This is a genomic window from Paenisporosarcina sp. FSL H8-0542 (genome assembly GCF_038632915.1).
Classification (GTDB): Bacteria; Bacillota; Bacilli; order Bacillales_A; family Planococcaceae; genus Paenisporosarcina.
Map to the genome: position 1 here is coordinate 1,399,224 of NZ_CP152050.1, position 25,729 is coordinate 1,424,952.

General features: G+C 40.3%; 20 protein-coding genes, 1 other RNA gene and 1 other annotated feature. Of the genes, 18 read left to right on the forward strand and 3 right to left on the reverse strand.

All coding sequences use genetic code 11. The features are described 5' to 3' along the window. Positions 1 to 111 precede the first annotated feature (111 nt). The 5 genes from MHH33_RS07460 (at position 112) to MHH33_RS07480 (ending at position 4,085) form a co-directional block, all read left to right on the forward strand. Positions 112 to 2,307 carry a bifunctional (p)ppGpp synthetase/guanosine-3',5'-bis(diphosphate) 3'-pyrophosphohydrolase gene (locus MHH33_RS07460; protein ID WP_016426820.1) on the forward strand — a complete coding sequence of 732 codons (2,196 nt, stop codon included), beginning with the start codon at positions 112 to 114 and terminating at the stop codon, positions 2,305 to 2,307. Between the two features lie 10 nt (positions 2,308 to 2,317). Then, positions 2,318 to 2,758 (forward strand): D-aminoacyl-tRNA deacylase, encoded by a 441-nt coding sequence (dtd, locus tag MHH33_RS07465; protein WP_342543415.1) that lies wholly within the window; start codon positions 2,318 to 2,320, stop codon positions 2,756 to 2,758. A 386-nt stretch (positions 2,759 to 3,144) separates the two neighbouring features. Then, positions 3,145 to 3,624 (forward strand): DUF2975 domain-containing protein, encoded by a 480-nt coding sequence (locus MHH33_RS07470; protein WP_342543416.1) that lies wholly within the window; start codon positions 3,145 to 3,147, stop codon positions 3,622 to 3,624. A gap of 8 nt (positions 3,625 to 3,632) precedes the next feature. Further along, positions 3,633 to 3,836: a helix-turn-helix transcriptional regulator gene (locus MHH33_RS07475; protein ID WP_342543417.1), complete on the forward strand. Its 204-nt coding sequence runs from the start codon at positions 3,633 to 3,635 to the stop codon at positions 3,834 to 3,836. 30 nt (positions 3,837 to 3,866) lie between these two features. Then, positions 3,867 to 4,085, forward strand: a complete 219-nt coding sequence (locus MHH33_RS07480; RefSeq protein WP_342543418.1) for a DUF3955 domain-containing protein — start codon at positions 3,867 to 3,869, stop codon at positions 4,083 to 4,085. Between the two features lie 315 nt (positions 4,086 to 4,400). Here the strand turns inward: MHH33_RS07480 and MHH33_RS07485 are convergent, their stop codons facing one another. After that, positions 4,401 to 6,164, reverse strand: coding sequence for a glycoside hydrolase family 13 protein (locus MHH33_RS07485; protein ID WP_342543419.1), 1,764 nt, complete (start codon positions 6,162 to 6,164; stop codon positions 4,401 to 4,403). 439 nt (positions 6,165 to 6,603) lie between these two features. Here MHH33_RS07485 and MHH33_RS07490 point away from each other — a divergent pair, with 439 nt between their 5' ends. The 4 genes from MHH33_RS07490 (at position 6,604) to MHH33_RS07505 (ending at position 11,687) form a co-directional block, all read left to right on the forward strand. Then, complete coding sequence (locus MHH33_RS07490) at positions 6,604 to 7,893, forward strand: extracellular solute-binding protein (RefSeq protein ID WP_342543740.1); 1,290 nt, start codon at positions 6,604 to 6,606, stop codon at positions 7,891 to 7,893. Positions 7,894 to 8,199: 306 nt separating this feature from the next. Next, positions 8,200 to 9,486 (forward strand): sugar ABC transporter permease, encoded by a 1,287-nt coding sequence (locus MHH33_RS07495; protein WP_342543420.1) that lies wholly within the window; start codon positions 8,200 to 8,202, stop codon positions 9,484 to 9,486. A gap of 1 nt (position 9,487) precedes the next feature. Continuing rightward, positions 9,488 to 10,330: a sugar ABC transporter permease gene (locus MHH33_RS07500; protein WP_342543421.1), complete on the forward strand. Its 843-nt coding sequence runs from the start codon at positions 9,488 to 9,490 to the stop codon at positions 10,328 to 10,330. Between the two features lie 322 nt (positions 10,331 to 10,652). After that, complete coding sequence (locus MHH33_RS07505) at positions 10,653 to 11,687, forward strand: LacI family DNA-binding transcriptional regulator (protein WP_342543422.1); 1,035 nt, start codon at positions 10,653 to 10,655, stop codon at positions 11,685 to 11,687. Positions 11,688 to 11,741: 54 nt separating this feature from the next. Here the strand turns inward: MHH33_RS07505 and MHH33_RS07510 are convergent, their stop codons facing one another. After that, complete coding sequence (locus MHH33_RS07510; RefSeq protein ID WP_342543423.1) at positions 11,742 to 13,310, reverse strand: SH3 domain-containing protein; 1,569 nt, start codon at positions 13,308 to 13,310, stop codon at positions 11,742 to 11,744. Between the two features lie 116 nt (positions 13,311 to 13,426). Continuing rightward, positions 13,427 to 13,665: a binding site (T-box leader), on the forward strand. Between the two features lie 55 nt (positions 13,666 to 13,720). Here MHH33_RS07510 and hisS point away from each other — a divergent pair. From hisS to MHH33_RS07530, 4 genes are all read left to right on the forward strand, one after another. After that, a complete protein-coding gene (hisS, locus tag MHH33_RS07515; protein ID WP_342543425.1) occupies positions 13,721 to 15,013 on the forward strand; it encodes a histidine--tRNA ligase in 1,293 nt (430 codons plus the stop codon). Beyond that, on the forward strand, positions 15,010 to 16,797 hold the full coding sequence (gene aspS / locus MHH33_RS07520; protein ID WP_342543426.1) for an aspartate--tRNA ligase: 1,788 nt from the start codon (positions 15,010 to 15,012) through the stop codon (positions 16,795 to 16,797). Before hisS ends, aspS begins: the two co-directional genes overlap by 4 nt. A 44-nt stretch (positions 16,798 to 16,841) precedes the next feature. Then, positions 16,842 to 17,025, forward strand: a non-coding RNA gene (ssrS, locus tag MHH33_RS07525) — 6S RNA. A 96-nt stretch (positions 17,026 to 17,121) separates the two neighbouring features. Then, complete coding sequence (locus MHH33_RS07530; RefSeq protein ID WP_342543427.1) at positions 17,122 to 17,883, forward strand: tRNA threonylcarbamoyladenosine dehydratase; 762 nt, start codon at positions 17,122 to 17,124, stop codon at positions 17,881 to 17,883. 204 nt (positions 17,884 to 18,087) lie between these two features. Here the strand turns inward: MHH33_RS07530 and MHH33_RS07535 are convergent, their stop codons facing one another. Continuing rightward, positions 18,088 to 19,377, reverse strand: a complete 1,290-nt coding sequence (locus MHH33_RS07535; RefSeq protein WP_342543428.1) for a replication-associated recombination protein A — start codon at positions 19,375 to 19,377, stop codon at positions 18,088 to 18,090. A gap of 134 nt (positions 19,378 to 19,511) precedes the next feature. Here MHH33_RS07535 and MHH33_RS07540 point away from each other — a divergent pair, with 134 nt between their 5' ends. Genes MHH33_RS07540 through MHH33_RS07560 form a run of 5 tightly spaced genes read left to right on the forward strand, consistent with a single transcriptional unit; the run spans position 19,512 to position 25,407 of the window. Then, the gene (locus MHH33_RS07540) at positions 19,512 to 19,931 is read left to right on the forward strand and encodes an Rrf2 family transcriptional regulator (RefSeq protein WP_342543429.1); all 420 of its coding nucleotides are present in this window, start codon (positions 19,512 to 19,514) and stop codon (positions 19,929 to 19,931) included. A 50-nt stretch (positions 19,932 to 19,981) separates the two neighbouring features. Then, positions 19,982 to 21,124, forward strand: coding sequence for a cysteine desulfurase family protein (locus tag MHH33_RS07545; protein WP_342543430.1), 1,143 nt, complete (start codon positions 19,982 to 19,984; stop codon positions 21,122 to 21,124). Between the two features lie 20 nt (positions 21,125 to 21,144). Beyond that, positions 21,145 to 22,266, forward strand: coding sequence for a tRNA 2-thiouridine(34) synthase MnmA (gene mnmA / locus MHH33_RS07550; RefSeq protein WP_342543431.1), 1,122 nt, complete (start codon positions 21,145 to 21,147; stop codon positions 22,264 to 22,266). A gap of 18 nt (positions 22,267 to 22,284) precedes the next feature. Next, complete coding sequence (locus MHH33_RS07555; protein WP_016426841.1) at positions 22,285 to 22,941, forward strand: tetratricopeptide repeat protein; 657 nt, start codon at positions 22,285 to 22,287, stop codon at positions 22,939 to 22,941. A gap of 21 nt (positions 22,942 to 22,962) precedes the next feature. Next, the gene (locus MHH33_RS07560) at positions 22,963 to 25,407 is read left to right on the forward strand and encodes an ATP-dependent RecD-like DNA helicase (protein ID WP_342543432.1); all 2,445 of its coding nucleotides are present in this window, start codon (positions 22,963 to 22,965) and stop codon (positions 25,405 to 25,407) included. The last annotated feature ends 322 nt before the right edge of the window (positions 25,408 to 25,729 follow it).

The following is a 25,729-nucleotide window of genomic DNA, read 5'->3' on the forward strand; positions in this document are numbered from 1 at the left end:
ACCATATAATAAAAGACAATATCTTGTAGCATTTAGGGTGCAAGAAGTGTTTATCTAATATACAATAGTCTTTACATATATTCGAAAGTGAATGGAGTCTAGTGATTCGACATGGCGAAAGACCAAATATTTACAGCTGAAGAAGTGTTCGCACTTGTCGCTACGTACATGAATGACAAAAACGTGCAATTTGTCAAAAAGTCGTATGAAATGGCGGAGCATGCTCATCGAGAACAGTTCAGAAAATCAGGAGAGCCTTATATTATTCATCCGATTCAAGTGGCGGGGATATTGGCAGAACTTCAAATGGATCCTGCAACAGTAGCTGCAGGTTTTTTACATGATGTCGTAGAAGATACGGATATCCATAGAGATGACATCGTTCGCGAATTCAGTGAAGAAGTGGCGATGTTGGTGGAAGGTGTCACCAAGTTAAGTAAAATTAAATTCATGTCGAAAGAAGAACAGCAAGCGGAAAATCACCGCAAAATGTTCGTGGCGATGGCACAGGACATTCGTGTCATTTTAATTAAATTGGCTGATCGATTGCACAATATGCGCACATTGAAATTCCAACCTGTTGAAAAGCAAAGGCTTAAAGCAAGTGAAACGCTGGAAATTTTCGCGCCCCTGGCACACCGACTTGGGATTTCCACAATCAAATGGGAACTAGAAGACATTTCGTTGCGCTATTTAAATCCCCAGCAATACTACCGCATCGTGAATTTGATGAAACGAAAACGCAATGAGCGTGAAGACTACTTGAACAATGTGATGGTCGATATTAAAAGTGAGCTTGAAGACGTTGAAATCGAAGCGGATTTATATGGCCGACCAAAACATATTTACAGTATTTATAAAAAAATGGTCCTGCAAAACAAGCAGTTTAACGAAATCTATGATTTGCTTGCCGTACGAATAACAGTCGAAAGTATTAAAGACTGTTACGCAGTTCTAGGCATTATCCATACACTTTGGAAGCCGATGCCTGGACGTTTCAAAGATTATATTGCCATGCCAAAACAAAATTTGTATCAGTCACTCCATACAACGGTCGTTGGTCCTCAAGGAGATCCTTTGGAAGTACAAATCCGGACAGCAGAGATGCATCGCATCGCTGAATACGGGGTTGCTGCACATTGGGCATACAAAGAAGGCAAAACAGTGGAGTCTTCTAATAAATCGGTTGATTCGAAGCTCACATGGTTCAGGGAAATTTTGGAGTACCAAAATGAGTCCTCGAATGCAGAAGAATTTATGGAATCTCTTAAATTCGATTTATTCTCGGATATGGTTTATGTATTTTCTCCAAAAGGGGATGTAATGGAGCTTCCTGCAGGTTCGGTTCCCATTGATTTTGCTTTTCGCGTGCATTCCGAAATCGGTAACAAGACCATCGGTGCAAAAGTAAACGGAAAAATGGTGCCACTTGATACGAAGTTGCAAACAGGTGATATCGTAGAGATATTAACTTCCAAGCAATCATTTGGACCTAGTCGAGATTGGCTGAAAATCGCCCAATCCTCACAAGCCAAAAATAAAATAAAGCAGTTCTTCAAAAAACAAGTTCGTGATGACAATGTCCATAAAGGGCATGAAATGATTGAAAAAGAAATAAAAGCACAAGAGTTTGATATTAAAGAAGTATTAACGAATGAAAATATCAAACGCGTATGTGAAAAGTTCAATTTCACGAGCGAAGAAGATATGTATGCAGCAGTAGGATTTAACGGCATTACTGCACAGCAGGTAGTAAACCGTCTGGCAGAGAAAATGCGTAAGATACGTGATCAGGAAGAAGCTTTAGAGAAAATCACTAAAGAAATGCACACGCCAACTATTCGAAAAGCAACCGAATCAGGTGTTATTGTCAAAGGAATCGACAACTTGCTTATCCGCTTATCCCGTTGCTGTAGTCCGGTTCCGGGTGATGAAATCGTCGGTTTTATTACAAAAGGCCGCGGGGTTTCAGTTCATCGAGACGATTGCCCGAATGTGCAGGATGCAACAGGGAATGAACGTATAATTGACGTTGAGTGGGGACAGCCAACGACGGCGACGCGTAAGGAATATCAAGTCGATATTGAAATTTCCGCTTTCGATCGTCCTGGTTTATTGAACGAAGTGATGCAAGTGGTGAATGAAGCGAAAACTAATATTTCAGCAGTCAGTGGTAAAGCAGATCGCGATAAGATAGCTACCATCAATATGACCATAATGATTACAAATATTGCACATTTACACAAAATTGTTGAACGAATTAAACAAATTCCAGATATTCATTCCGTACAACGAATGACGAATTGAGGGTTTAGTTTTGAAAGTCGTATTACAGCGAAGTTTAGAAGCAAAAGTTACAGTTAATGGGGAAGTCACCGGGCAAATCGATAAAGGTTTGGTTCTGCTAGTGGGCATTACCCATGAAGATACCGAAGAAGATGTTCGCTATGTAGCAGAAAAAGTGGCGAATCTTCGTTTGTTTGAAGATGAAACCGGGAAAATGAATCTATCCATTTTTGAAGCAGGTGGCTCTATCTTATCCGTTTCCCAATTTACACTTTATGGAGATACTAGAAAAGGCAGAAGACCGAGCTTCAGTGAAGCGGCCAAACCCGATATCGCGAAGCCGCTTTGGGATTTATTTAACGAACAACTTCGTAATTTGAATTTACATGTCGAAACAGGCGTCTTTGGCGCAATGATGGATGTATCTTTGACGAATGATGGTCCCGTGACATTGATTGTGGAATCAAAATAAATAGAAAACACCCTTTATCAATACGAAACCATATCATATGGCTCGCAGTTGAAAAGGGTGTTTTTTTATTTGGCTATGGTTGTTAATGTTTATTCGTACATTTGCTTTTGCCACATGTTCCGCATGAGCCAATAAGTAATGAAAACCACCAACTTGTGGGTCTCACGCTTCAAAAGTGCTGCGCCTTCGGTTACTCGTCGCAAAGAGTGTGGTCAAACTACCTTTAAAATCTATAGAGGATAGATGATTTTAATTTACGCGAAAATTATCCAAATTATGGACATTTATAGTAAAATAATAATTTATTGTTTTACGATAAAAAAGTATTGACTAAGAATGTGTCGTCGATTATTCTAACATTAGAAAGTTGAGAAGAAGGTGAGTCATTGAAACAGAAGGAATTAGCAAAGTGGTTAAAAATAATTATTGTATTTTGCTGGTTATTTGGTTTAATGTTCTGTGTCTATTTTGGACCAGAAACAGGGAAGAATATATTGTTAGATTCTGATCCCTTAAAAGAGCTATATAAACCTTTAATTGCTTATATTTGGATAACTGGCATTCCTTACTTTTTTGCTTTATGTATAGGCTGGAGTATCTGTTCAGATATTAATGTAGGCAACGATTTTACATTAAAAAATGCAAATAGGTTAAAGCGTATAAGTGTTTTAGCAATGATAGAAGGAGTTTTATATGTTATCGCACTGCTTTATGTATTTATTAGTGGTAACTACAACACTAATCTATTAATGATTCTTTTGCTTATTCTATTTTTTGCAGTTGTTATTTCTGTATTTACTTCTTTACTTTCTTATTTAATGCGTAAAGCAAGTGATATAAAGCAGGATAACGAATTAACGATTTGAGGTGTAACATGGTTATCATAGTTAATCTTGATGTAATGCTGGCAAAGAGGAAAATGAGTGTTACTGAATTATCGGAAAAGCTTGGTATCACAATGGCAAACGTCTCAATTTTAAAAAATGGAAAAGCAAAAGCAATTAAGTTTTCAACATTAGAGAAAATATGTGAAGTATTAGACTGTCAGCCAGGTGATATTTTGGAATATAAAAAATGATTAAACTAACTTTTATGGAGGAAAAATGATATGAAGAAAAAATATTTTATCGCATCAACACCAATTTTTTTAGGAGTAATCTGCTTTATTGCTAAGGCTATCATTGGAAGTAATATAGCACCGGACGGTACCCTAGAAGAGCCCTTCTTCTTAATCCCAATTGGATTCTTATTGTTCTTCTTAGGGATTGTTTCTTTAATTGGAATGGCACTAGTTTCAATGATGAAAAAAACTCAAGTTTCGAACTAATAATGTTTATTCCTGAATGAACATTTCGTTTTATAAAAAAGTTTGATTAAAATTCACTTAGAATCCTTTAATCGAAAAGGAAATGAAAAGAAAAAAAGCCATTTTGATTATTCTTTTTTCAAAATGGCTTCTTTTTATTTTTCGTAAAACATGGGTTCGCGCGATGCTTTTAATCAAATTTCCTTTACTATCCTTTTATATCAATACCCTAATTGAATATGTCTTTTGTATAGAATTAGTTAAACGATGTTGTTGAAGTAAGGGAATCGATACCAAATAAAATTAAATCAACATATTCGGTTAATAGAGCTTTTATTAAACAGCGTAAAATTCTACTATTTTAAAATCATATGGCATTAGCTGAATTTGTGGTGATGACTCGCTTGTAACTATTTTTTCATCTGTCCATAGATTTTTCAACGAGTTATTTTTTATCTCATATGGAATGTGATAAGTCTGAGTTGAATTTGTAGGGTTAATCAGTACGAAAACATTCCTGTCATCCATATATCTTCGGTAAACGACAAGATTACTTTCAACCCAGTTCATAAACTGGAAATGACCATCATTGGCGAGCAATGGATGTTGTTTTCGTAACGAAATGCATTTTGTCACATGAGCTAGAAGGTCCGTATTCTGTTTCTCTTCAACCCATTCCATGCAAGCTCTACAGCCAGGGTCTTTTCCACCCGTCATGCCAATCTCGTCCCCATAGTACATACAAGGTGACCCCATGAATGTATACATCAGTAAATAAATCAGTTTGACGCGTTTTACATCGTCCTGACACTCCGTAAGTATTCTCGATGTGTCGTGGCTGCCCACCAAATTGAACGTGACGTTCATCACATTAGTTGGATAGCTTTGTAGAACAGTAGTCATTGAGTCCATAAACTCAGTAGCAGATATGGTCTGACTGGCCAGTAGTTGCAATACATTAGTAGCGAACGGATAGTTCATTACGGCATCGAATTGATCACCGTTGAGCCAAGGCATGGCATCATGCCATACTTCCCCAAGAATATAGACATCAGGTTTTTCGTTACGGACGACATTTCGGAAATCACGCCAAAATTGGTGATCCACTTCGTTGGCAACGTCCAGGCGCCAGCCGTCAATATCAAACTCTTTTATCCAGTAAGCAGCAACATCCAGCAAATATTTTTTTACTTTAGGGTTCTGTGTATTCAATTTGGGCATTTGGGAAACAAATGCAAATGCTTCGTAATTTGGACGATCTCCTTCCTGCAAGGGAAGACTGTGCGGATAGAACCAGTTTACGTATTCTGAACCCCTTCCTTTTTCTAATACGTCCTGGAAGGGAGGGAAGTAGTAACCACAATGATTGAAAACAGCATCCAACATCACTTTGATTCCACGGGCATGACATGCCTCGACCAAGTTTCTGAAATCTTCTTTCGTTCCGAATTGAGGATCAATCGAAAAATAATCAATGGTGTCATATTTATGGTTGGATGGTGCAGTGAAAATTGGTGTAAAATAAATGCCGTTTATGCCGAGTTTTTCTAAGTAATCAAGTTGTTGCTCGACACCATGCAGATCGCCACCAAAGAAATTGTTGGTTGATGGTTCAGTTTCTCCCCATTGTTGAACGTCTTTCGGATTGTTTAATTTGTTTCCGTTGAAGAAACGGTCTGGAAAAATTTGATACCATACCGTATTTTTCACCCATTCCGGAGAATCAAACAGCTCTGACTTATGGAGGTAGGGGAAGCAGAAATAATAGCCACAATCATATATGATTTCTTCATGAAATCCTTTTTCCGATAAAACAACGGTTTCTTCGTTCGAGTGCAGTTCAAATCCGTACCGAATTCTACGGTGAGGGGGACTGATATTTACTTCCCAGTAATCGAACAATGCATCAGTTGCGCATATGAATACATCTGCTCGTTGAAAAATCCATTTGTCATTTTCCCAAATATATGGATCGCCATAAATAAGGTCGATCCGTTTAACATCCGCTTTTTTTGTGCGAATCCTTATGCAAAGAGTGTCCTCGTCAAGAATAAAGGAGTAATTATTCCCTGGTCGGTGAAAAATTGCCGAACGTTCCATTCCAACACCACCTTATGTTTATTTTATATGCTCTGATAAACGATGTTGCTGAAAGAAAGGGAATCTTTATCCCTTTAATTCAAAATCAACACAAAAAGTTAACAGAGCCAATTTAAAAACTTCGTCTCAGATTAACAAAACAATTCAATCAATTCAATCCCTATTAACTTTATTGTTCTGAAAATGAGACATCCAGTCAACTAAAAAATTTCCTTTAACGATTGTTAAAAATAGTTATTGTAAAATTAGAAACAATCATTATAATTAAAACTATATTTGTGCAATCGCTTTCACAAGTTTAAAAGATTCGGAAAAGGTCTTTTGAAAACAATCATTATTTTTTTAAAAAGAGATGATAGCGTTTTCATTTTTGCGAGTTTTTAGATTTGTGCAAACGGTTGTATAGGTGAGTGTTCAAAAAGATATTAGGAGGGTCATGATGAAGAAAAGTTTATTTTTAATGATGCTTGTTCTTTTATTAGCAATGCTCGGCGCTTGTGCACCTGATCGTGCAGAAAATCCAGAAACTGACGGTAAAGACTCAGATGGCAAAGACGTGGCTGAAGAGCCTAAACCAGAGAAACTTGTAATCTGGGAAGATGTTGACAAGTCAAAAGACTGGTTACCAGCTGCTATCGAATCTTTCGAAAAAGAGTATGGTATCAAAGTTGAATTTAAAGAGTTGAATATGGCTGATAAAATCCGTGATCAATTACGTCTAGATGGTCCAACAGGAAATGCTCCAGACGTTGTAACTCTTCCTCATGACCAAATCGGCCAAGTTGTAACTGAAGGACTTATTCAAGAAATTAAAGTTGAAGATTCAGTATTAAAAACATATAGCGAATCTTCAATTACTGCTCAAATGTATGATGGAAAACTTTTCGGTCTTCCTAAAGCAACAGAAACACCAGTATTTATTTATAACAAGGCATTAATGGAAAAAGCTCCTGAAACAATGGATGAGCTTTATACATTCTCTAAAGATTTCACAAAAGGTGAAAACTACGGATTCCTTGCACTTTGGGATAACTTCTACTTTGCACACGGTGCGATTGCAGGTATGGGTGGATATGTGTTCAACGAAGGCGAAGAAGGTCTTGACCGTAAAGATATTGGCTTGAACAATGAAGGCGCTGTAGAAGGTGCTGCATACATTCAAAAATGGTACACAGAAGGATTATTCCCTAAAGGTATCATCGGTGAAACTGGCGGCGCTGCAATGGACGGCCTATTTAACGAAGGTAAAGTTGCTGCAGTTATGAACGGACCTTGGGCATTCCAAGGAATGAGAGATGCAGGAGTTGACATCGGAATTGCTCCAATGCCAACACTTCCTAACGGAGAGCATGTTAAAACATTCATGGGTGTTAAAGGATGGCACGTAACGAAGTTCACGAAAAATCCTTACTGGGCAACAAAACTTATCGAACACTTGTCTAATGATGAAAACTCGAAAGCTCGTTTTGAAGCAGTTTCAGAAATTCCTGCTAACGTAGCATTAGTTGAAGATCCAATTATTGCTGACAATGAAGGCGCTAAAGCAGTAGCTGTTCAATCTCAATACGCAGTGCCAATGCCAAACATTCCAGAAATGGGCGAAGTTTGGGGACCAATGGCTTCTGCACTTCAAACTGTGGCTACAGGTAAATCTGAACCACAAGCAGCTTTGGACGAAGCTGTTAAAACTATCAAAACTAACATTGAAACAAATCACCCAGCGAAATAATACTTGCTAAGTGTGTCTCCCAAAATCTACTCCGATGCCTGAGAAAGTTAATCGGTTACAACCACCTGCCATAGCTTCTTACCGTGGATATGGTAGAGATTTGGGTAGCATATCACGCTGGTATCAAAATGCTAGGAAAAGACATGGGCGGTATCCTTCATTCCGGAGGGTATTGCCTATCCTTTTATTTATCCTATTAATTACAGTTTTTCGAATAGCATACTATAAGTATTGAAAACTACAATTACCGATTGTGATACATACTCAACACTTTCTTCTATGCTGAAAAAGGAGGCCAAAGCCCGAATGGAAGGTTTAACAACTGCTACTCATCATCGAAGAAATGCCACATTGCTCTCCATCATTCCTGGATTCGGACAGTTTTACAATAAGCAATTTATTAAAGGAATGATCTTTTTAATTTTAGCGGCATCGTTTGCCATCGTTTTTTCTGAGTTTTTAGGAGTAGGTTATTGGGGCATTGTCACTTTAGGGGAAATTGCTGGATTAGATAATTCAGTATTCCTGTTAATCGATGGCATCATTGCTTTAATTATCACCATCATGGGTCTATGTGTATATGCGTTTAATTTATATGACGCTTACCATAACGGAAAGAAACGTGATCTAGGTGAATCGGTAAACTCGGTAAGACAGCAATACCATAACTTAATAAATAATGGATTTCCCTACTTAATGATCTCACCAGGATTCTTCCTCTTGATTTTTGTTGTTATTTTCCCAATATTATTTGTCATACTTTTGGCATTTACCAATTACGATTTGTACCATTCACCACCAGGAAATTTAGTGGACTGGGTTGGATTCCAAAACTTTATTGATATTTATAAACTGGACATTTGGAGAAAAACATTCTTTGCTGTACTTGCTTGGACCATTGTATGGACTTTCGTTGCTACAACTTTCCAAGTAGCTTTAGGGATCTTCCTAGCGATTCTTGTTAATCAAAAGGATTTGAAAGGAAAAGCAATCATTCGTACAATCATGATTTTACCGTGGGCTGTTCCATCGTTCATCACAATATTGATTTTCTCGGGTATGTTCAACGAAACTTTCGGTGTCATCAATAAATCCATCCTTCCCTTAATTGGGCTGGAAGCTGGGTTGCCTTGGATGACGAATGAAATGTGGACGAGATTTGCGTTAATTATGATTCAGACATGGTTAGGATTCCCGTTCATTTTTGCGATGACAACAGGGGTTCTTCAATCCATTCCTGATGAATTGTATGAAGCAGCAAATGTGGACGGCGCATCCATCATGCAAAAGTTCTTCTCGATTACGTTGCCGTTAGTGTTGTATGCGACGGCGCCAATTATCATTACTCAATATACATTCAATTTTAATAACTTTAACGTTATTTTCCTGTTCAACGGGGGAGGTCCTGCGATTCCGAGCCAAAATGCCGGGGGTACCGATATCCTCATATCCTGGATCTATCGTTTGACCATGACCAGTGCACAATACGGAAAAGCGGCTGCTGTCACCATGATTCTTTCAATCATTGTCATCTCCGTAGCGTTGTGGCAATTTAAACGCACGAAATCTTTCCAAGAGGAGGATATGATGTAACATGAGTAATAAAAAAAGCAGAATCATCCGCCTCACGTTATCTTATTTAGCTATTTTAGCGATGGTTGCCGTTGTTGTGTATCCATTGCTATGGGTTATTGGATCTTCATTTAATCCAGGTCAAAGTTTATCAGGATCAAAAATGTTTCCCGATAATCCAACATTCAAACATTATGATTTCTTGTTTGATACAGAGAAATCCAATTACCTTCTTTGGTATTGGAATTCCATGAAAATAAGTGTCATTACGATGGTTTTAACGGTTATCTCTGTGTCATTTACAGCTTATGCCTTTTCACGATACCGTTTCTATGGAAGAAAGAACGGCTTGCTGACATTTTTAATCCTGCAAATGATTCCAAACTTTGCAGCATTAATCGCAATTTTCGTATTAGCCATCCGTACAGGTTTGATTGATACTCATTTTGGATTAATTCTTGTGTATGTAGGTGGACAAATACCGATGAATACGTATCTGATGAAAGGTTATTTGGACACCATTCCTAGAGAACTGGATGAATCTGCAAAAATGGATGGTGCCGGTCATATGCGCATCTTCTTCCAAATTGTTATGCCTTTGGCTAAACCAATCATTGCAGTTGTTGCATTGTTCTCGTTCATTGCACCTTTGGGTGATTTCATCCTCGCACGGATTTTACTACGCGATGATCAGAAATTTACACTTGCAGTAGGGCTATACGAAATGGTGGCCAAGCAGTTTGGTAATGAATTCACAAAGTTCGCAGCAGGTGCAGTATTAGTTGCAATTCCTATCGCGATTCTGTTCTTGATGTTCCAAAAATATTTCGTATCTGGTCTAACAGCAGGCGGGACAAAAGGTTAATACCCATGTTTAATTTGAATTTTTTATTAAAAGTTATGGAATCCGCGACAAAAAAACCTGCTTCTGCGGTTACTCGTCGCAAAGGTTTGGACCAACTGCTCCTGCGGTTACTCGTCGCAAAGGTTTGGACCAACTGCTCTTGCGGTTACTCGTCGCAAAGATTATGGTCAAACTACATTTTTGGATTTTGGTTCTTTATGAGACGAAATCAAAAAATAACCACTTGAATATTAATTATTTTGTAAATTAATTCGTCAACAATCGTTATAATAGATTTATATGAATTATGGTTATGAAGTTCTTAAAGAGAGGATGAGGAGCTTTGGCCATCACAATCAAAGACGTTGCCAAACTATCAAATGTGGCACCTTCAACCGTGTCGAGGGTCATTGCGAATAACCCTCGAATCAGTGAAAAAACTAAAATTAAAGTAAGAGCTGCTATGGATGAGCTAGGCTATCATCCGAATTTTATCGCTCGCAGTTTAGCTAATCAGTCAACAAGAGTCCTTGGATTGGTTTTGCCAAACTCAACAGATGTATTCTTCCAGAATCCATTTTTCCCGACAGTATTGAGAGGGTTAAGTGACGGAGCAAATGAACGACATTATGCCTTGCAGATCAATACGGGAAATACAGATGAAGAGATTTTTGACGGGGTTGTACAAATGGTGCAGGGTGGCCGTGTTGACGGAGTCATCCTTTTATATTCCCGGATTGAAGACAAGGTCTTGAATTATTTGAGAGAAAGAAATTTTCCTTTTGTCGTAATAGGAAAACCGTTTAAAGATGTGGAGCAAATTACATATGTAGATAACGATAACTATAAAGCGACAAAAGAAGCGACGAGTTACTTGCTGAGCCTGGGTCATAAACAAATAGGTTTTATTGGTGGAGATCTGAACTTCGTGGTGACGGTCGAGCGGTTACTTGGTTTTGAAAAAGCTCTAGGTGAAGCTGGTCTTCAAAGCAACGACGATTATATTATACACAGTCAGTTTTTACGTGAAGGTGGGCAAGAGGCTATTGGGAAGCTCATCAATCTGGAAGAACCTCCTACCGCTTTGGTGGTGGCTGATGATTTAATTGCACTTGGCGTTTTGAATACATTGTTGGAAATGAATATTTCCGTCCCTGAAGACATGTCGATCATCAGCTTCAATAATGTGCTTTTTACTGAACTGTCCCATCCACCTTTAACCTCAGTTGATATCAATATTTTCGAAATCGGCTATCAGGCGGCAAAAAGTATGATTCAACTATTGGAAAATCCAAATGAACCAGTTAAGAGGATCATAGTGGACCATGAAATCATTAAACGTTGCTCATGTTCTGAAAGCACAAAAAAATATCTGTGATCTTTAAAGAAATGATAAAAAAGCTCGTCCAGAATTTATTGGACGAGCTTTTTTCTATTCCAATTGATCATCGAAATAATTGACGACTCCATTGTAAATGCCCAAAGATGCTTGTTCTCTGAATTGTTCAGTCGTCACTGCACGTTCTTCTGATGGATTACTCAGGAAACCAAGTTCAATCAAGATCGCTTGCTGACGATTTTCTCGCAGTACAAGATAATTTCCAGGCTGAGCACCGCGGTCACGCAAGGAAATTGTGTTCCCAAGGGATCGATGGACACTTTGAGCAAGTCCTTTTTGATAGCCATGCATGTAATAAGTAGTGAACCCATTAATCGCACTGCTGTCGGTTGCGTCATAATGAACACTGATAAAAGCATCTGCAGCGAGTTGATGGCCGATAGCCACGCGTTTTCGTAAGTCAACATAGACATCGGAATCGCGTGTCATGACGACATTGGCACCTGCAGACTGTAATTTGCTTGCCAAAAGTTCAGATGTGCGAAGTGTAATCCCTTTTTCATCCGTCCCTCTGGCTCCTGTAGTGCCGTGATCATTTCCACCATGCCCAGGATCGACAACGATGGTTAATCCATTTAATGTGCCTTTTTTACGTGTTGATTCTGATTTCTGTTGGTGTGTTTCTTTTTCAGAGGCATCGGTAGAGATTACCCAATTGGCAACATAGCCTTTCGTGCCATTTGGCGTGATTACTTCGTACCAATCTCCAGTTTGTCCGATTGTTTCAAATGATTCGCCAGCATTTGCACGATAGACGACTTCACCCGATGTGTCAGGAGTGGAACGCAAATTCGTACCATTGTATACAATAAAGATATTTTTGATTTTCGTTTTTTTACTACCTTGTTCTTGTTTCGGCTTCTCGGAAGAAGCAGTACTGGCAGTCGTAGTCAACGTTCCATAAAAAGAATAGACCCAGCCATGTTCATTAGGTGAAAGTTCGATATTCACCCAATTGTGTTGTTTTTCAATAATTTTAAATCGTTCCCCTTTATTGACGTTGGCAACTTTTTTTGCTGTTAAATCTGGTTTGGAACGGACGTTAAGACTATCAACTGAAACTTCGAACTGATTTTCTTTCTTCGCGCTTTGCTTTGAAGGCTTAGAATCGTTTGTTTGAACCGTTATGTATTCTTTCGCAACAAAACCTTTAACTTGATTAAAGGAAATCTCAACCCATTTTCCATGATCAGTCAACAGTGTCGCTTGATCGCCTGCAGAAAGTTTTGCTAGGACTGCTGCATCAATCGAAGGTTGGGAACGGACATTCAATCTGTCTACTTTAGAAACAACAAGTTGTCCGGTCGCTTGTTTCTTTTCACCCAATTGCTTCGTGTACCAAGATGCAACCCATCCCTCAGAAGTTCCACGACGAACCTTTAACCAATCACCCTGTTGTTCAAGAACTAGCATTTGATCGCCCATGTTCATAGAAGCAATAATCGGATAGGCAAGTCCCGGTCCTGAACGTAAATGTAAATTTGATACAGTCGACTGGACATTTTCACCTTCAGCTTGTATAGATGAAGGTAGGATAAGAGATAATAATAAAAATAGTGCTACTAAAATTTGCCCATTTTGTCGAAGTTGAAATTTTGTCATAAAATCCCTCCTTTTGTACATTGTAAAGACTGTTGGCTGAAAAAACTATAGCTTTCTGAAAAAAGGTTGACATCTCAAACGACAGTCATTAAGATAAGGTATAATCTGAATCAAACAAATTGCCAATGACCAAGAAAGTAGCTGTTTAATACGCTGTTAAGAGAGGGAAAGACGTGGCTGGAATCTTTCCTACAGAAGCACTCAGTGAACAACACTTGGTAGGTTTTTCGTCGAAATACCCTCGCGGTGCAGTAGGCGGAAACGGAACCGGTCGTTATCCGGATTGAGAGGACACAAGTTTTTTGTGTCAATTAGGGTGGAACCGCGGAAGCTAACATTAGCTCTCGTCCCTTGCGTTTTTGCGCAAGGGGCGGGAGCTTTTTATATTGTCAATGAAAGGAGACATTAATATGTCGATTAATGTGCCAAGAGGAACAAAAGATTTACTGCCAGGTGAAACAGAAAAGTGGCAAGCAGTTGAAGAATTAATTCGGGATACGTGTCGGTTGTTTCAGTATAAAGAAATCCGTACACCTATTTTTGAACATACTGAACTGTTCACGCGAAGTGTAGGAGATACGACAGATATCGTACAAAAAGAAATGTACACGTTTACCGACAGAGGCGACCGCTCCTTAACTTTACGCCCTGAGGGAACAGCATCAGTCGTACGTTCATTTGTAGAAAATAAATTATTCGGACTGCCTAATCAACCGGTTAAATTATATTACATGGGTCCGATGTTCCGATATGAGCGTCAACAAGCGGGTCGCTACCGTCAATTCGTACAATTCGGCGTTGAAGCAATCGGAAGTAAAGATCCAGCAATTGATGCTGAAGTCATGGCACTTGCTATGAATGTCTATAAAAAAGCAGGATTGAAGAAAATTAAATTGGTTCTCAATTCTTTAGGTGATACAGAAAGCCGACAAGCTCACCGTGATGCATTAATTGCTCACTTTGCTCCTCACATCCAAGAGTTTTGTTCGGACTGTCAAAACCGTCTGCAAAAAAATCCACTTCGTATTCTTGATTGCAAAGTAGACCGTGAGAATCCATTAATGGGTACAGCTCCTCAATTACCGGACTACTTAAATGAAGAATCTCTAACTTATTTTGAAAAAGTAAAATACTACCTTGATATTTTATCGATTAAATATGAACTCGATCCGAATTTAGTACGTGGTCTTGATTATTACAATCACACAGCTTTTGAAATCATGAGTGAAGGTGAAGGCTTTGGCGCAATAACGACTCTTTGTGGCGGTGGCCGTTATAATGGGTTAGTCGAAGAACTAGGTGGACCAGATTCTCCTGGGATTGGCTTTGGAATGAGTATCGAACGATTATTATTGGCATTGGAAGCAGAAGGTGAATCGTACACAAATAACGAATCCCTCGACGTTTATGTGGTAGCAATGGGTGAAGCTGCGAAAGATAAAGCCGTTTCATTCGTTTCCCAACTTCGTCAAAACAATATTTCAGCGGAAATGGATTACTTAGACCGTAAAGTGAAAGCGCAAATGAAATCGGCAGATCGTCTGAACGCAAAATTCTCAGTAGTTATCGGAGATAATGAACTGGCAACGGGCAAAGTTTCACTGAAATATTTAGCAAATGGTACGCAGCAGGAATTGGCATTCGATGAAATTGTTGAACAATTTGAAGAAATCGCAACTAGAGCAATGGAGGAATTAGCATGACAAAACGTACACATCCATGTGGAGAAGTAGCAGAACAGGCAATTGGGCAACAAGTCGTATTAAAAGGATGGGTTCAAAAAAGACGTGATTTGGGCGGATTGATTTTCGTGGATCTTCGCGACCGTTCGGGCATCGTACAAATTGTTTTCAACCCGGACATTTCCCAGGAAGCGTTGGCTATCGCAGACAAATTACGTAATGAGTTTGTCGTTGAAGTGAGCGGGGAAGTAGTTGCCCGTCAAGAATCACAAGTGAATCCTAACATGGTAACGGGACGTATCGAAGTTCAGGCAAATCTTGTGACCATTGTTAATGAAGCGAAAAATCCACCATTTGCGATTGAAAACCAAACAGATGTCAGCGAAGACTTACGATTGAAATATCGTTATTTAGACCTTCGCCGTCCGGTAATGTATGAAACATTTAAAATGCGTTCAGAAGTAACAAAATCGATTCGACGATTCCTCGATGAAGAAACATTCCTTGAAGTGGAAACACCAATCCTTACGAAATCAACACCGGAAGGAGCACGTGACTATTTAGTACCAAGCCGTGTGCATGACGGGGAATTTTACGCATTGCCACAATCACCTCAATTGTTCAAACAAATGCTGATGGTGTCAGGCTTTGAAAAATACTACCAGATTGCGCGTTGTTTCCGCGATGAAGATTTACGTGCAGACCGTCAACCTGAATTTACTCAAATCGACATGGAAATGAGCTTCATGTCAATGGAAGATATTCTTGAAATGAACGAACGCATGATGAAGAAAATGATGAAAGACGTCAAAGGCATTGAAATTGAAACGCCTTTCCGACGCATGAAATACACAGAGGCAATGGATCGATTCGGTTCTGATAAACCTGATGTCCGTTTTGGTCTTGAACTTCAGGACGTATCAGCATTGGTTGCGGATTCTTCATTCAAAGTATTTGCTGGTGCCGTTGAAAATGGTGGCCAAGTGAAGGCAATCAATGTCAAAGGGTCAGCTGACAACTATTCACGAAAAGATATCGATGCGTTAGGTGAGTTTGCCGGTCGCTATGGTGCGAAAGGTCTTGCTTGGTTAAAAGTCGATGCAGAAGGATTGAAAGGACCAATCGCTAAATTCTTTGAAGGTGAAGCAGGCGAGAAATTAGTTCAAACACTAAGCGCTGAAGCGGGAGATTTATTGTTGTTTGTTGCAGACAAAAAATCGGTTGTTGCCGATGCTTTAGGTGCGCTTCGCATGAAATTAGGAAAAGAACTTCAATTGATCGATGAAAGCAAATTTGCTTTCTTATGGATTATTGATTGGCCGTTATTTGAATATGACGATCAGGAAGGTCGTTATTATGCAGCTCACCATCCATTCACGATGCCTTTCGTTGAAGACATCGAATTAATGGATACGGACCCAGCAAGCGTCCGCGCACAAGCCTATGACTTAGTGTTAAATGGTTATGAGCTAGGTGGCGGATCACTGCGTATTTATGAACGTGATGTGCAAGAAAAAATGTTCAGTATTCTTGGTTTTTCTCAGGAAGAAGCGACAGCTCAGTTCGGCTTTTTGCTTGAAGCGTTTGAGTATGGAACACCTCCGCACGGTGGTATTGCATTAGGATTGGACCGATTAGTTATGTTATTGGCTGGTCGCACAAACTTACGTGACACAATTGCTTTCCCTAAAACTGCGAGTGCAAGCGATATTTTAACAAAAGCACCAAGCCCAGTCTCGGAAGAACAATTGAAAGATTTATCATTGGCAATCAGTATTCAGAAAAATCTAAAATCAGGTGAATAAGAGGCTTGAATTTCTAAAATAGATATGATAGGATACTTGTAACACGAATCCTGATGTGTTCGTTAATTGCCAATCGCTTTTGACCGAACAATAATATCGTCGGGAATCCTCCTTTTATAATGGCTAACATGCCCCCAGGGGACGTTATAAGTTGTAAAGTGGATACCCACCTGCTGTGTGCGGGTTCAAAACGATACGCTTCATAATGACGGCACGATTGGGATTCGTCCTACATTATGAATAATCCCTCTAGCTTGTTTCAAGCTAGAGGGTTTTTAATGATTACAATCCCGACTAAAACGATATAGATTGTGAGGACAACATATGTTACACCAATTTTCACGAAATGAATTAGCCATAGGTACTGAAGGTGTCGACCTGCTAAAAAACACGACAGTCGCTATTTTGGGTGTTGGAGGCGTAGGTTCTTTTGCTGCGGAAGCATGTGCCAGAAGCGGCATCGGGAAAATCATCCTCGTTGATAAAGACAATGTAGATATTACAAATATCAATCGCCAATTGGTTGCTTATACATCAACAGTAGGACGCTCGAAGTCCGAAGTAATGAAGGAACGAATTTTGGACATCAATCCTGCATGTGAAGTACATGATTTGCACATGTTCTATACAGAAGAAACATACGAAGAATTCTTCAGCCATAACTTGGATTACGTGATTGATGCTTCTGATACTATCATTTACAAAATACATTTAATGAAAGAATGTCTGGCTCGAGGCGTCAAAGTCATTTCAAGTATGGGGGCAGCAAATAAAACAGACCCTACACGATTCAAAATTGCTGATATTTCTAAAACACATACGGATCCTTTGGCAAAAGTGATTCGTTCAAAACTTCGTAAAGAAGGAATCTATAAAGGAATTCCTGTTGTTTTTTCTGACGAAAGCCCGATTGTCGTTCGAGAAGATGTGGTGGAAACAGTTGGTAAGCCAGATGCGAAAATTCGTAAGGCAAAAATGCCACCATCGTCGAACGCATTCGTACCGTCTGTTGCCGGATTAGTGGCAGCAAGCTGGGTTATTAACGATATTACTAAAGAAATTCCGGTAAAACGCGTACGTTCTTAATTAATTTGAGAAGGCGACCCTTCAAGTTAAACTGGGGTGGTCTTTTTTCTTGTGATGAATTAGGTGATAGGGGCAACTTTTGTGCGGAATGGGGCAACTCTCGAGCGAATAGGGGCAACTTTCACGTTTATAGGGGCAACTAACCAATTTCCTCCTAATTCTTCACCACAACACATAAAAAGACCTGAACCGCTCGCTGGCGATTCAGGTCTTCTTTCCTTTAAATGATTCCAACTTCTGATAAATACCCGCAAGTTTCTTTTCTTCGCCCGCGAGCACCGGATTGTAATACTTCGAACCAATCAAATTGTCAGGCAGATAGGTTTGATTGACCCAACCGCCAAATGATCCAATCGGTGTGTTGTGCGGATATAAATATCCTTCGTGTCCGAGTGCAGCTGCTCCTGCATAATGTGTATCTTTCAGATGGTTCGGGATATCGCCAACTTTTCCGGCATGAATGGAAGCAATGGCAGCATCAATTGCTTTATAAGCTGAATTGGATTTCTCCGATAAACACATTTCCACGACAGCATTTGCCAACGGAATGCGAGCTTCCGGCAACCCCAATCGTTCAGCTGCCTGGATGCTCGCAAGAACGTGCGCACCTACGGCTGGATTTGCAACGCCGATATCTTCGTATGCCATGACAAGAAGGCGTCTCGAGACTGCTACCAAATCACCATTTTCAAGTAAATGAGCCAAGTAATACATGGCCGCATTGACGTCACTTCCGCGCACGGATTTTTGCAATGCAGATAACAAATTATAAAAATGAGACCCTTTTTTATCCCCGAACACGCCGATGCGATCGACGAGATTTTGAAGCAAAGCATCGTCTACTACAACCACGCCATCTTCATCGTCAGACGCGGAAACGACAGATTCAAGCAGAGTCAAAGCTTTTCGGGCATCACCATTTGCCGCTTCTGCGATTTTCATTTGCTGTTCTTCAGAGATATTAATCTTTTGTCGGCCCAGGCCGCGTTTGTCGTCTTGTAATGCGCGTTGTATCAATACCAATAAGTCTTCAGCCGTCAAACGTTTCAGTTGTTTGATTTCACCGCAACGGGAACGGATAGCCGGGTTTACATCATGAAATGGATTTTCCGTTGTGGCACCAATCAATACGATTGCGCCGCTTTCAACATGGGGGAGCAAAGTATCTTGCTGTAATTTATTGAAACGATGGATCTCATCAAGGAATAACAGAACTTTTCCTGTTACGCGTGACTCAGCCACCACTTCTTCTATATCTTTCTTGCCTGAGCGTGTCGCATTAAGTGCGATGAAAGAAAGATTGCTAGTACCGGCAATGGCATAAGCTAGGGACGTCTTGCCGATTCCCGGCTCACCGTATAACAACATTGAAGGGACATGGCCGTTCGCAATCATTTTATATAAAGGTGTGTGTTTTCCGATTATGTCTTGCTGACCAGCGATTTCATCCAATTTTTGCGGTCTCATTCGATAAGCAAGTGGTTCGTTTTGCATCGTGAGTACCTCCTAAATTCGTACATTTGTTCTCTAGTATACGTGTTACCGGTCGAAAAGTCATTTCACAGGCGATTGGTCGGAAATGTGATATACTATGTAGATGATTTTAAGGATTATACGGGGTGAATAACGTGAGAATTTCGACAAAAGGTCGATATGGATTAACGATTATGATAGAGCTAGCCAAACAATTTGGAGAAGGTCCAGTACCTCTCCGTCAAATAGCATCAGACAATGATTTATCGGAAGCTTATTTAGAACAATTGGTTTCACCGCTTCGTAATTCTGGCCTAGTTAAAAGTGTTCGCGGAGCACACGGTGGATATATGCTTTCAAAGCCACCTCATTTAATTTCTGCCGGTGATGTCATCCGAGTACTGGAAGGACCGATTCAACCGGTGGAAGGCATTGAAAATGAAGCTCCTCCTCAACGAGAATTGTGGCTTCGCATTCGTGATGCCGTAAAAACCGTTCTGGATACTACAACGATTGAAGATTTAGCTAAATTCAGTGACACGTCATCAGATGACGGATACATGTATTACATTTAAGTGTGCGTTCAAAAAACGATTTTTGAACAACCTTTAAAAAGGAGTTCGACATGAATAGAATTTACTTAGACCACGCAGCTACTTCGCCCGTACATCCGCAAGTCATTGAGAAATTAGTCCACACGATGGAACAGTCGTATGGCAATCCATCAAGTATACATGCGACTGGCCGGGAAGCCCGAAAACAGTTGGATCAAGCCCGTGAGCTTTTGGCAAATAGCATTGGTGCGAAAGATCAGGATATAATTTTGACCAGTGGCGGGACGGAAGCGGATAACTTGGCGATTTTCGGCACAGCATATGCGCGTAAATCTCTTGGCTCACATATTATCACGTCTCAAATTGAGCATCATGCCGTTTTGCATGCATGTGAAAAGCTAGAACAAGAAGGATTTGACGTGACTTATTTACCTGTCAATAAACAAGGACTTGTGTCAGTAGAAGACTTTAAACAAGCACTTCGTGAAGATACCATTTTAGTGACCATCATGCTTGGAAACAATGAAATAGGGGCCATTCAACCGATTGTAGAAATTGGCCAATTGTTGAAAAACCACCAGGCTACTTTCCATACAGATGCTGTTCAAGCATACGGATTGATGCCAATATCAGTGGATGATCTTCATGTGGATTTATTGTCTGTTTCCTCACATAAAATCAATGGACCTAAAGGAATTGGCTTCCTTTATCAGCGAAAAGGAACAAAATTATCACCACAGCTTTTTGGTGGACAGCAGGAACGCAAACGTCGCGCGGGAACTGAAAATGTACCTAGTGTACTTGCTTTCGCAGAGGCCGTATCGATTGCACAGCAGTCAATGGATGAAAAACGAAAACTGTACCAACAGTTTAAGGAAATAATGATTTCCACATGGGAAGACAAAGGAATTGCATTCCAAGTTAACGGGAATGTACAATCGACTCTTCCGCATATTTTAAACGTCAGCTTCAAAGGGACGGACGTGGAAGCACTATTGGTGAATTTGGATATGGCTGGACTTTCTGTATCGAGCGGTTCAGCTTGTACAGCAGGATCCATCGATCCATCCCATGTGCTTGTCGCAATGTTTGGAGAAAATGCGGATGAACTTCGTAATTCTATCCGCTTCAGCTTTGGTTATGGAATAACACTTGACGATGTAACGGAAGCAGCAACGAAAACTGCCGCCGTATTAAATAGACTTGTGAAATAAATGTAGAAAAGGTGAAAGAGATGCAACAATTAAAAAGTCCTGCAGAAACACGTGTCGTTGTCGGCATGTCGGGTGGCGTTGATTCGTCCGTTGCAGCTTATTTATTGAAAGAACAAGGGTACGATGTCATCGGAATCTTCATGAAAAACTGGGATGATACTGACGAAAATGGCGTATGTACAGCAACGGAAGATTATGACGACGTCATCAAGGTCTGTAACCAAATCGGCATTCCATACTATGCAGTGAATTTTGAGAAACAATATTGGGATAAAGTGTTCACTTACTTTTTGGAAGAATATAAAGCAGGTAGAACCCCAAATCCAGATGTGATGTGTAATAAAGAAATTAAATTCAAGGCATTCCTTGAGCATGCAATCAGTTTGGGTGCTGATTATTTGGCTACCGGACATTACGCTCAAGTCAAGGAAGTGGATGAAGAAACCCAACTTCTTCGCGGTCTGGATAACAATAAAGACCAAACGTATTTCTTGAATCAATTGAATCAGGAACAATTATCGAAAGTTATGTTCCCAATTGGTCATCTTGAAAAGAAATTGGTTCGTCAAATCGCTGCAGAAGCTGGATTGGCAACAGCAACGAAAAAAGATTCAACAGGCATTTGTTTTATCGGCGAACGCAATTTCAAGGAATTCCTGAGCCAATACTTGCCTGCACAGCCGGGGAATATGGTAACAATGGACGGGGAAGTTATGGGCCGTCATGATGGTCTAATGTATTACACAATCGGTCAACGTCATGGCTTAGGGATTGGTGGAGCTGGCGACCCGTGGTTTGTTCTAGGGAAAAATCTTGAGAATAACGAATTGCTGGTCGGACAAAACATTCATCACGAAGCGCTATTTTCTGATCAATTGACAGCTGTTAACATGAGTTTTACAACGAATGAGAAAAAAGACAATACGTTCTCTTGTACAGCGAAATTCAGATACCGTCAGGAAGACGTAAAAGTTGATGTGGAATTGACGGAAAACAACGGCGCGGTTATTACTTTCGCAGAGCCTGTCCGTGCAATTACCCCTGGACAAGCAGTCGTTTTATATGACGGTGATGTATGTCTTGGTGGCGGAACAATTGACGAAGTCATAAAGAACGGAAAAAAATTGACATACGTCGGCTAATGAACGAGGAGTGAGAAGATGAAAGAATTGGAACTTGGCATTGCAGCCATTCAAAACAAAGATTATGAACAAGCTGTTGTTCATTTCAATAATGCAATTGAAGAAGAGCCGAATAACCCACTTGGATATATTAACTTTGGAAACTTACTGGCACGCATGAATGAAACAGAACGTGCTGAACGCTTCTTCCAAAAGGCTATTACTCTGGATGAAAAAGCAGCGACAGCTTTTTATGGATTGGCTAATTTATATTACGAGCAGGAACGTTACGAAGAAGCGGCGAAGCTTTATGAGAAATCGATTCAGTTTGGCATTCAAGGTGCTGACGCTTACTTCATGTTAGGGAAATGCTTCGAACGATTGGGGAACCCTAAACTTGCACTGCCTTATTTACAGCGTGCAGCTGAACTTGAGCCAACAGATGTACAAATCCGCTTGTCTTACGGCATCGGATTGGCAGCTCTTGAAATGTTCAAGGAAGCTGAACCAGAATTTATGTATGTCATTCATGAAGACTTGAACAATGCAGATGCCCACTACAATTTGGGCGTTTTGTACGCTGTCTCCACAGACCGCACAAATGATGCGTTGTATCATTTGAAACAGGCGTATACGTTGCAACCGAATTTCGAACAGGCACGTTATGTGTACGACATGATTGCATTAAGTCAATAACCATTCTAGGAGGCGACAGCTTTGCCAAATCAAATCGATTTATTTCAACAAGAAGCGATGTATATTACAGGCAAACCTGTCGTCACCATTTTTCATAATGCCACTAACTTATTCTCCATCGTGAAACTTAAAATCAACGAAACAAATTCTACATATGAAGATAAAGAAATCATTGTAACCGGCTACTTCCCACCTTTGATGAATGAAGAAGCGTATCGTTTTACAGGCCAGATCAAACAGCATCCAAAATACGGAACGCAGTTTCAAGTGGAAACTTTCTCAAAAGATGTACCGGAGACCGAACAAGGCATCATTCATTATTTGTCGAGTGATTTGTTTCATGGAATTGGACGTAAAACGGCCGAAACGATTGTCAAGAAACTTGGGAAAGATGCAATCCGAATCATTTTGGATGACCCTGAAGCACTTGACTCCGTTCCACGACTTGCCAAAGAGAAAAAAGAAACCATTCGTATGACGCTTGAGCAAAACCTCGGCTTGGAACGTGTCATGATTCAATTAAATGAATGGGGATTTGGTCCACAACTGGCGATGAGGATTTACCAGACCTACCGTGAGGAAACGATAGACGTGTTGATGAAAAATCCGTTTCGACTGATTGAAGACGTGGAAGGCATCGGTTTTCACCGTGCGGATGAACTGGGTTCCAAACTTGGTATGACCGGTAAACACCCAGACCGAATCAAAGCGGCCGTTTTCCATTTATTGAACGCTGCTTCGCTCAGTGAAGGACATGTTTATTTGCATGCGGAGCATATTTTACCGAGCGTTAAGCAATTGCTGGAGTCCAGCCAATTTGAAGAAGTCCCGTACGATGCGATTTCAACAGCATGCATGGAACTAGTCGAGGAAGGAAAATTGGCTGGGGAAATGTCGCGGTTCTATTTGCCTTCGCTATATTTTTCCGAAGTGGGCATCGCTTCCAAACTGGAAACGTTGATTCAGGAACAACAAGAACGAACAGGTTTCCCGACTTCTGAAATTCGAAAAGCGCTCGGCGAAGCTGAAGAAAGACTAGGTGTTTCATATGCTGAGACGCAAATAGCTGCTATTGAACTCGGGATGAATGCATCCGTCATGCTACTGACAGGTGGGCCAGGTACAGGGAAGACAACCGTCGTCAGGGGACTTGTGGAAGTTTACGCTGAATTGCATGGTCTGACGCTCGATCCAAAAGAATACGCAAAAAAACAGGAACCATTTCCGATTATTTTAGCGGCACCAACTGGAAGGGCTGCAAAACGTTTGAATGAATCAACGGGTCTCCCATCCATGACAATCCATCGTCTACTTGGATTCACTGGCCAGGAAAAAGAGGAAGAAACAGAACGGGACATCAAAGGCAACCTGATTATTATCGATGAAATGTCGATGGTTGACACATGGCTTGCCCATCAATTATTAAAGGCAATTCCTGAAGGGGCACAAGTCATATTCGTAGGTGACCAGGATCAATTGCCTCCTGTGGGACCAGGTCAAGTTCTGAAAGACTTGCTTGCGTCTAAGAGGATTCCGACAGTGGAACTGACGGACATTTATCGTCAATCTGCCGGATCGTCCATAATTGAACTTGCCCATCAAATGAAAAAAGGCCAGTTACCGACCAATTTAATCGACAAAACGAGCGATCGTTCTTTCATTAAAGCTGGGCCGGAACAAATCGCAAAAGTGGTTGAACAAGTCATCAAAAGTGCCTTAGCAAAAGGTCATACGATAAAAGAATTGCAAGTGCTCGCACCGATGTATAAAGGTCCTGCTGGGATTGATGCACTTAATAAAATGATTCAGGAAATGGTCAATCCGAATGACACGAAGAAACGCAAGGAAATTGTGTTCGGTGAAACGATCTATCGCATAGGTGATAAAGTGCTGCAACTCGTCAATCAGCCGGAAAGCCAAGTGTATAACGGGGATATGGGCGAAGTGATCAGCATTTCTAAAGCCAGTGAAAATGTCGAAAAGCAGGACATGTTGATCGTTTCATTCGAAGGGATAGAAGTGACCTATCAGCGTAATGATTTAGGACAGTTGACGCTTGCTTATTGTTGCTCAATTCATAAATCTCAAGGCAGTGAGTTCCCGATTGTCATCATGCCAGTCGTTCGCAGTTACATGAAAATGCTGCGACGCAATTTACTGTACACAGGAATAACACGTGCTAAAAACTTCCTCATTTTGTGTGGAGACGCTGAAGTCTTTAAATTTGGCATTGAGCGCAATGATGATTTGGCAAGACTGACTTCATTGAAGGAAAGATTGAGTGAAGAGGCAGTGTCTGTGACTGAACCAACTGTCGAGAACGAAGACAATGAAGTTACTGATGAACTTATAGAGGGAAACGACCAGGAAATTTCATTGACGGCCTCCAACCATTTGACGATTCATCCTTTAGTTGGCATGAACGGCACCACGCCTTATGACTTTTTAGAAAAAATTGCTGAATGATAAATATGAACCTTGAAAAAACACACATGTAAAACGTGTGTTTTTTTTGGCTCTTTAACACCGTATGATTGATTATCGTACATTTGCGCTGGCCGCACGTTCCGCATGAGCCAACAAGCATGAAAACCATAGACTTGTGGTCTCATTCTCCGAAAGTGCTGCTCCTGCGGTTACTCGTCGCAAAGAATATGGTCAAACTCCTTTGACCATATTCTTTCTTGCGGTATGCTAGTTGCAAATGAACTCTTCGTATTTAGGTTTTCTACAGTTGTTAATCATATTTTATATGGTAAGGAATCTGCTCCAAAAACATTTGCTACAG

Coding starts and splice junctions, on each gene's coding strand:
- MHH33_RS07460 (WP_016426820.1), top strand. CDS start 112: ATGGCGAAAGACCAAATATTTACAGCTGAAGAAGTGTTCGCACTTGTC.
- MHH33_RS07475 (WP_342543417.1), top strand. CDS start 3,633: ATGGTTATCATAGTTAATCTTGATGTAATGCTGGCAAAGAGGAAAATG.
- MHH33_RS07480 (WP_342543418.1), top strand. CDS start 3,867: ATGAAGAAAAAATATTTTATCGCATCAACACCAATTTTTTTAGGAGTA.
- MHH33_RS07485 (WP_342543419.1), bottom strand. CDS start 6,164: ATGGAACGTTCGGCAATTTTTCACCGACCAGGGAATAATTACTCCTTT.
- MHH33_RS07490 (WP_342543740.1), top strand. CDS start 6,604: ATGAAGAAAAGTTTATTTTTAATGATGCTTGTTCTTTTATTAGCAATG.
- MHH33_RS07495 (WP_342543420.1), top strand. CDS start 8,200: ATGGAAGGTTTAACAACTGCTACTCATCATCGAAGAAATGCCACATTG.
- MHH33_RS07500 (WP_342543421.1), top strand. CDS start 9,488: ATGAGTAATAAAAAAAGCAGAATCATCCGCCTCACGTTATCTTATTTA.
- MHH33_RS07510 (WP_342543423.1), bottom strand. CDS start 13,310: ATGACAAAATTTCAACTTCGACAAAATGGGCAAATTTTAGTAGCACTA.
- hisS (WP_342543425.1), top strand. CDS start 13,721: ATGTCGATTAATGTGCCAAGAGGAACAAAAGATTTACTGCCAGGTGAA.
- aspS (WP_342543426.1), top strand. CDS start 15,010: ATGACAAAACGTACACATCCATGTGGAGAAGTAGCAGAACAGGCAATT.
- MHH33_RS07530 (WP_342543427.1), top strand. CDS start 17,122: ATGTTACACCAATTTTCACGAAATGAATTAGCCATAGGTACTGAAGGT.
- MHH33_RS07535 (WP_342543428.1), bottom strand. CDS start 19,377: ATGCAAAACGAACCACTTGCTTATCGAATGAGACCGCAAAAATTGGAT.
- MHH33_RS07545 (WP_342543430.1), top strand. CDS start 19,982: ATGAATAGAATTTACTTAGACCACGCAGCTACTTCGCCCGTACATCCG.
- mnmA (WP_342543431.1), top strand. CDS start 21,145: ATGCAACAATTAAAAAGTCCTGCAGAAACACGTGTCGTTGTCGGCATG.
- MHH33_RS07555 (WP_016426841.1), top strand. CDS start 22,285: ATGAAAGAATTGGAACTTGGCATTGCAGCCATTCAAAACAAAGATTAT.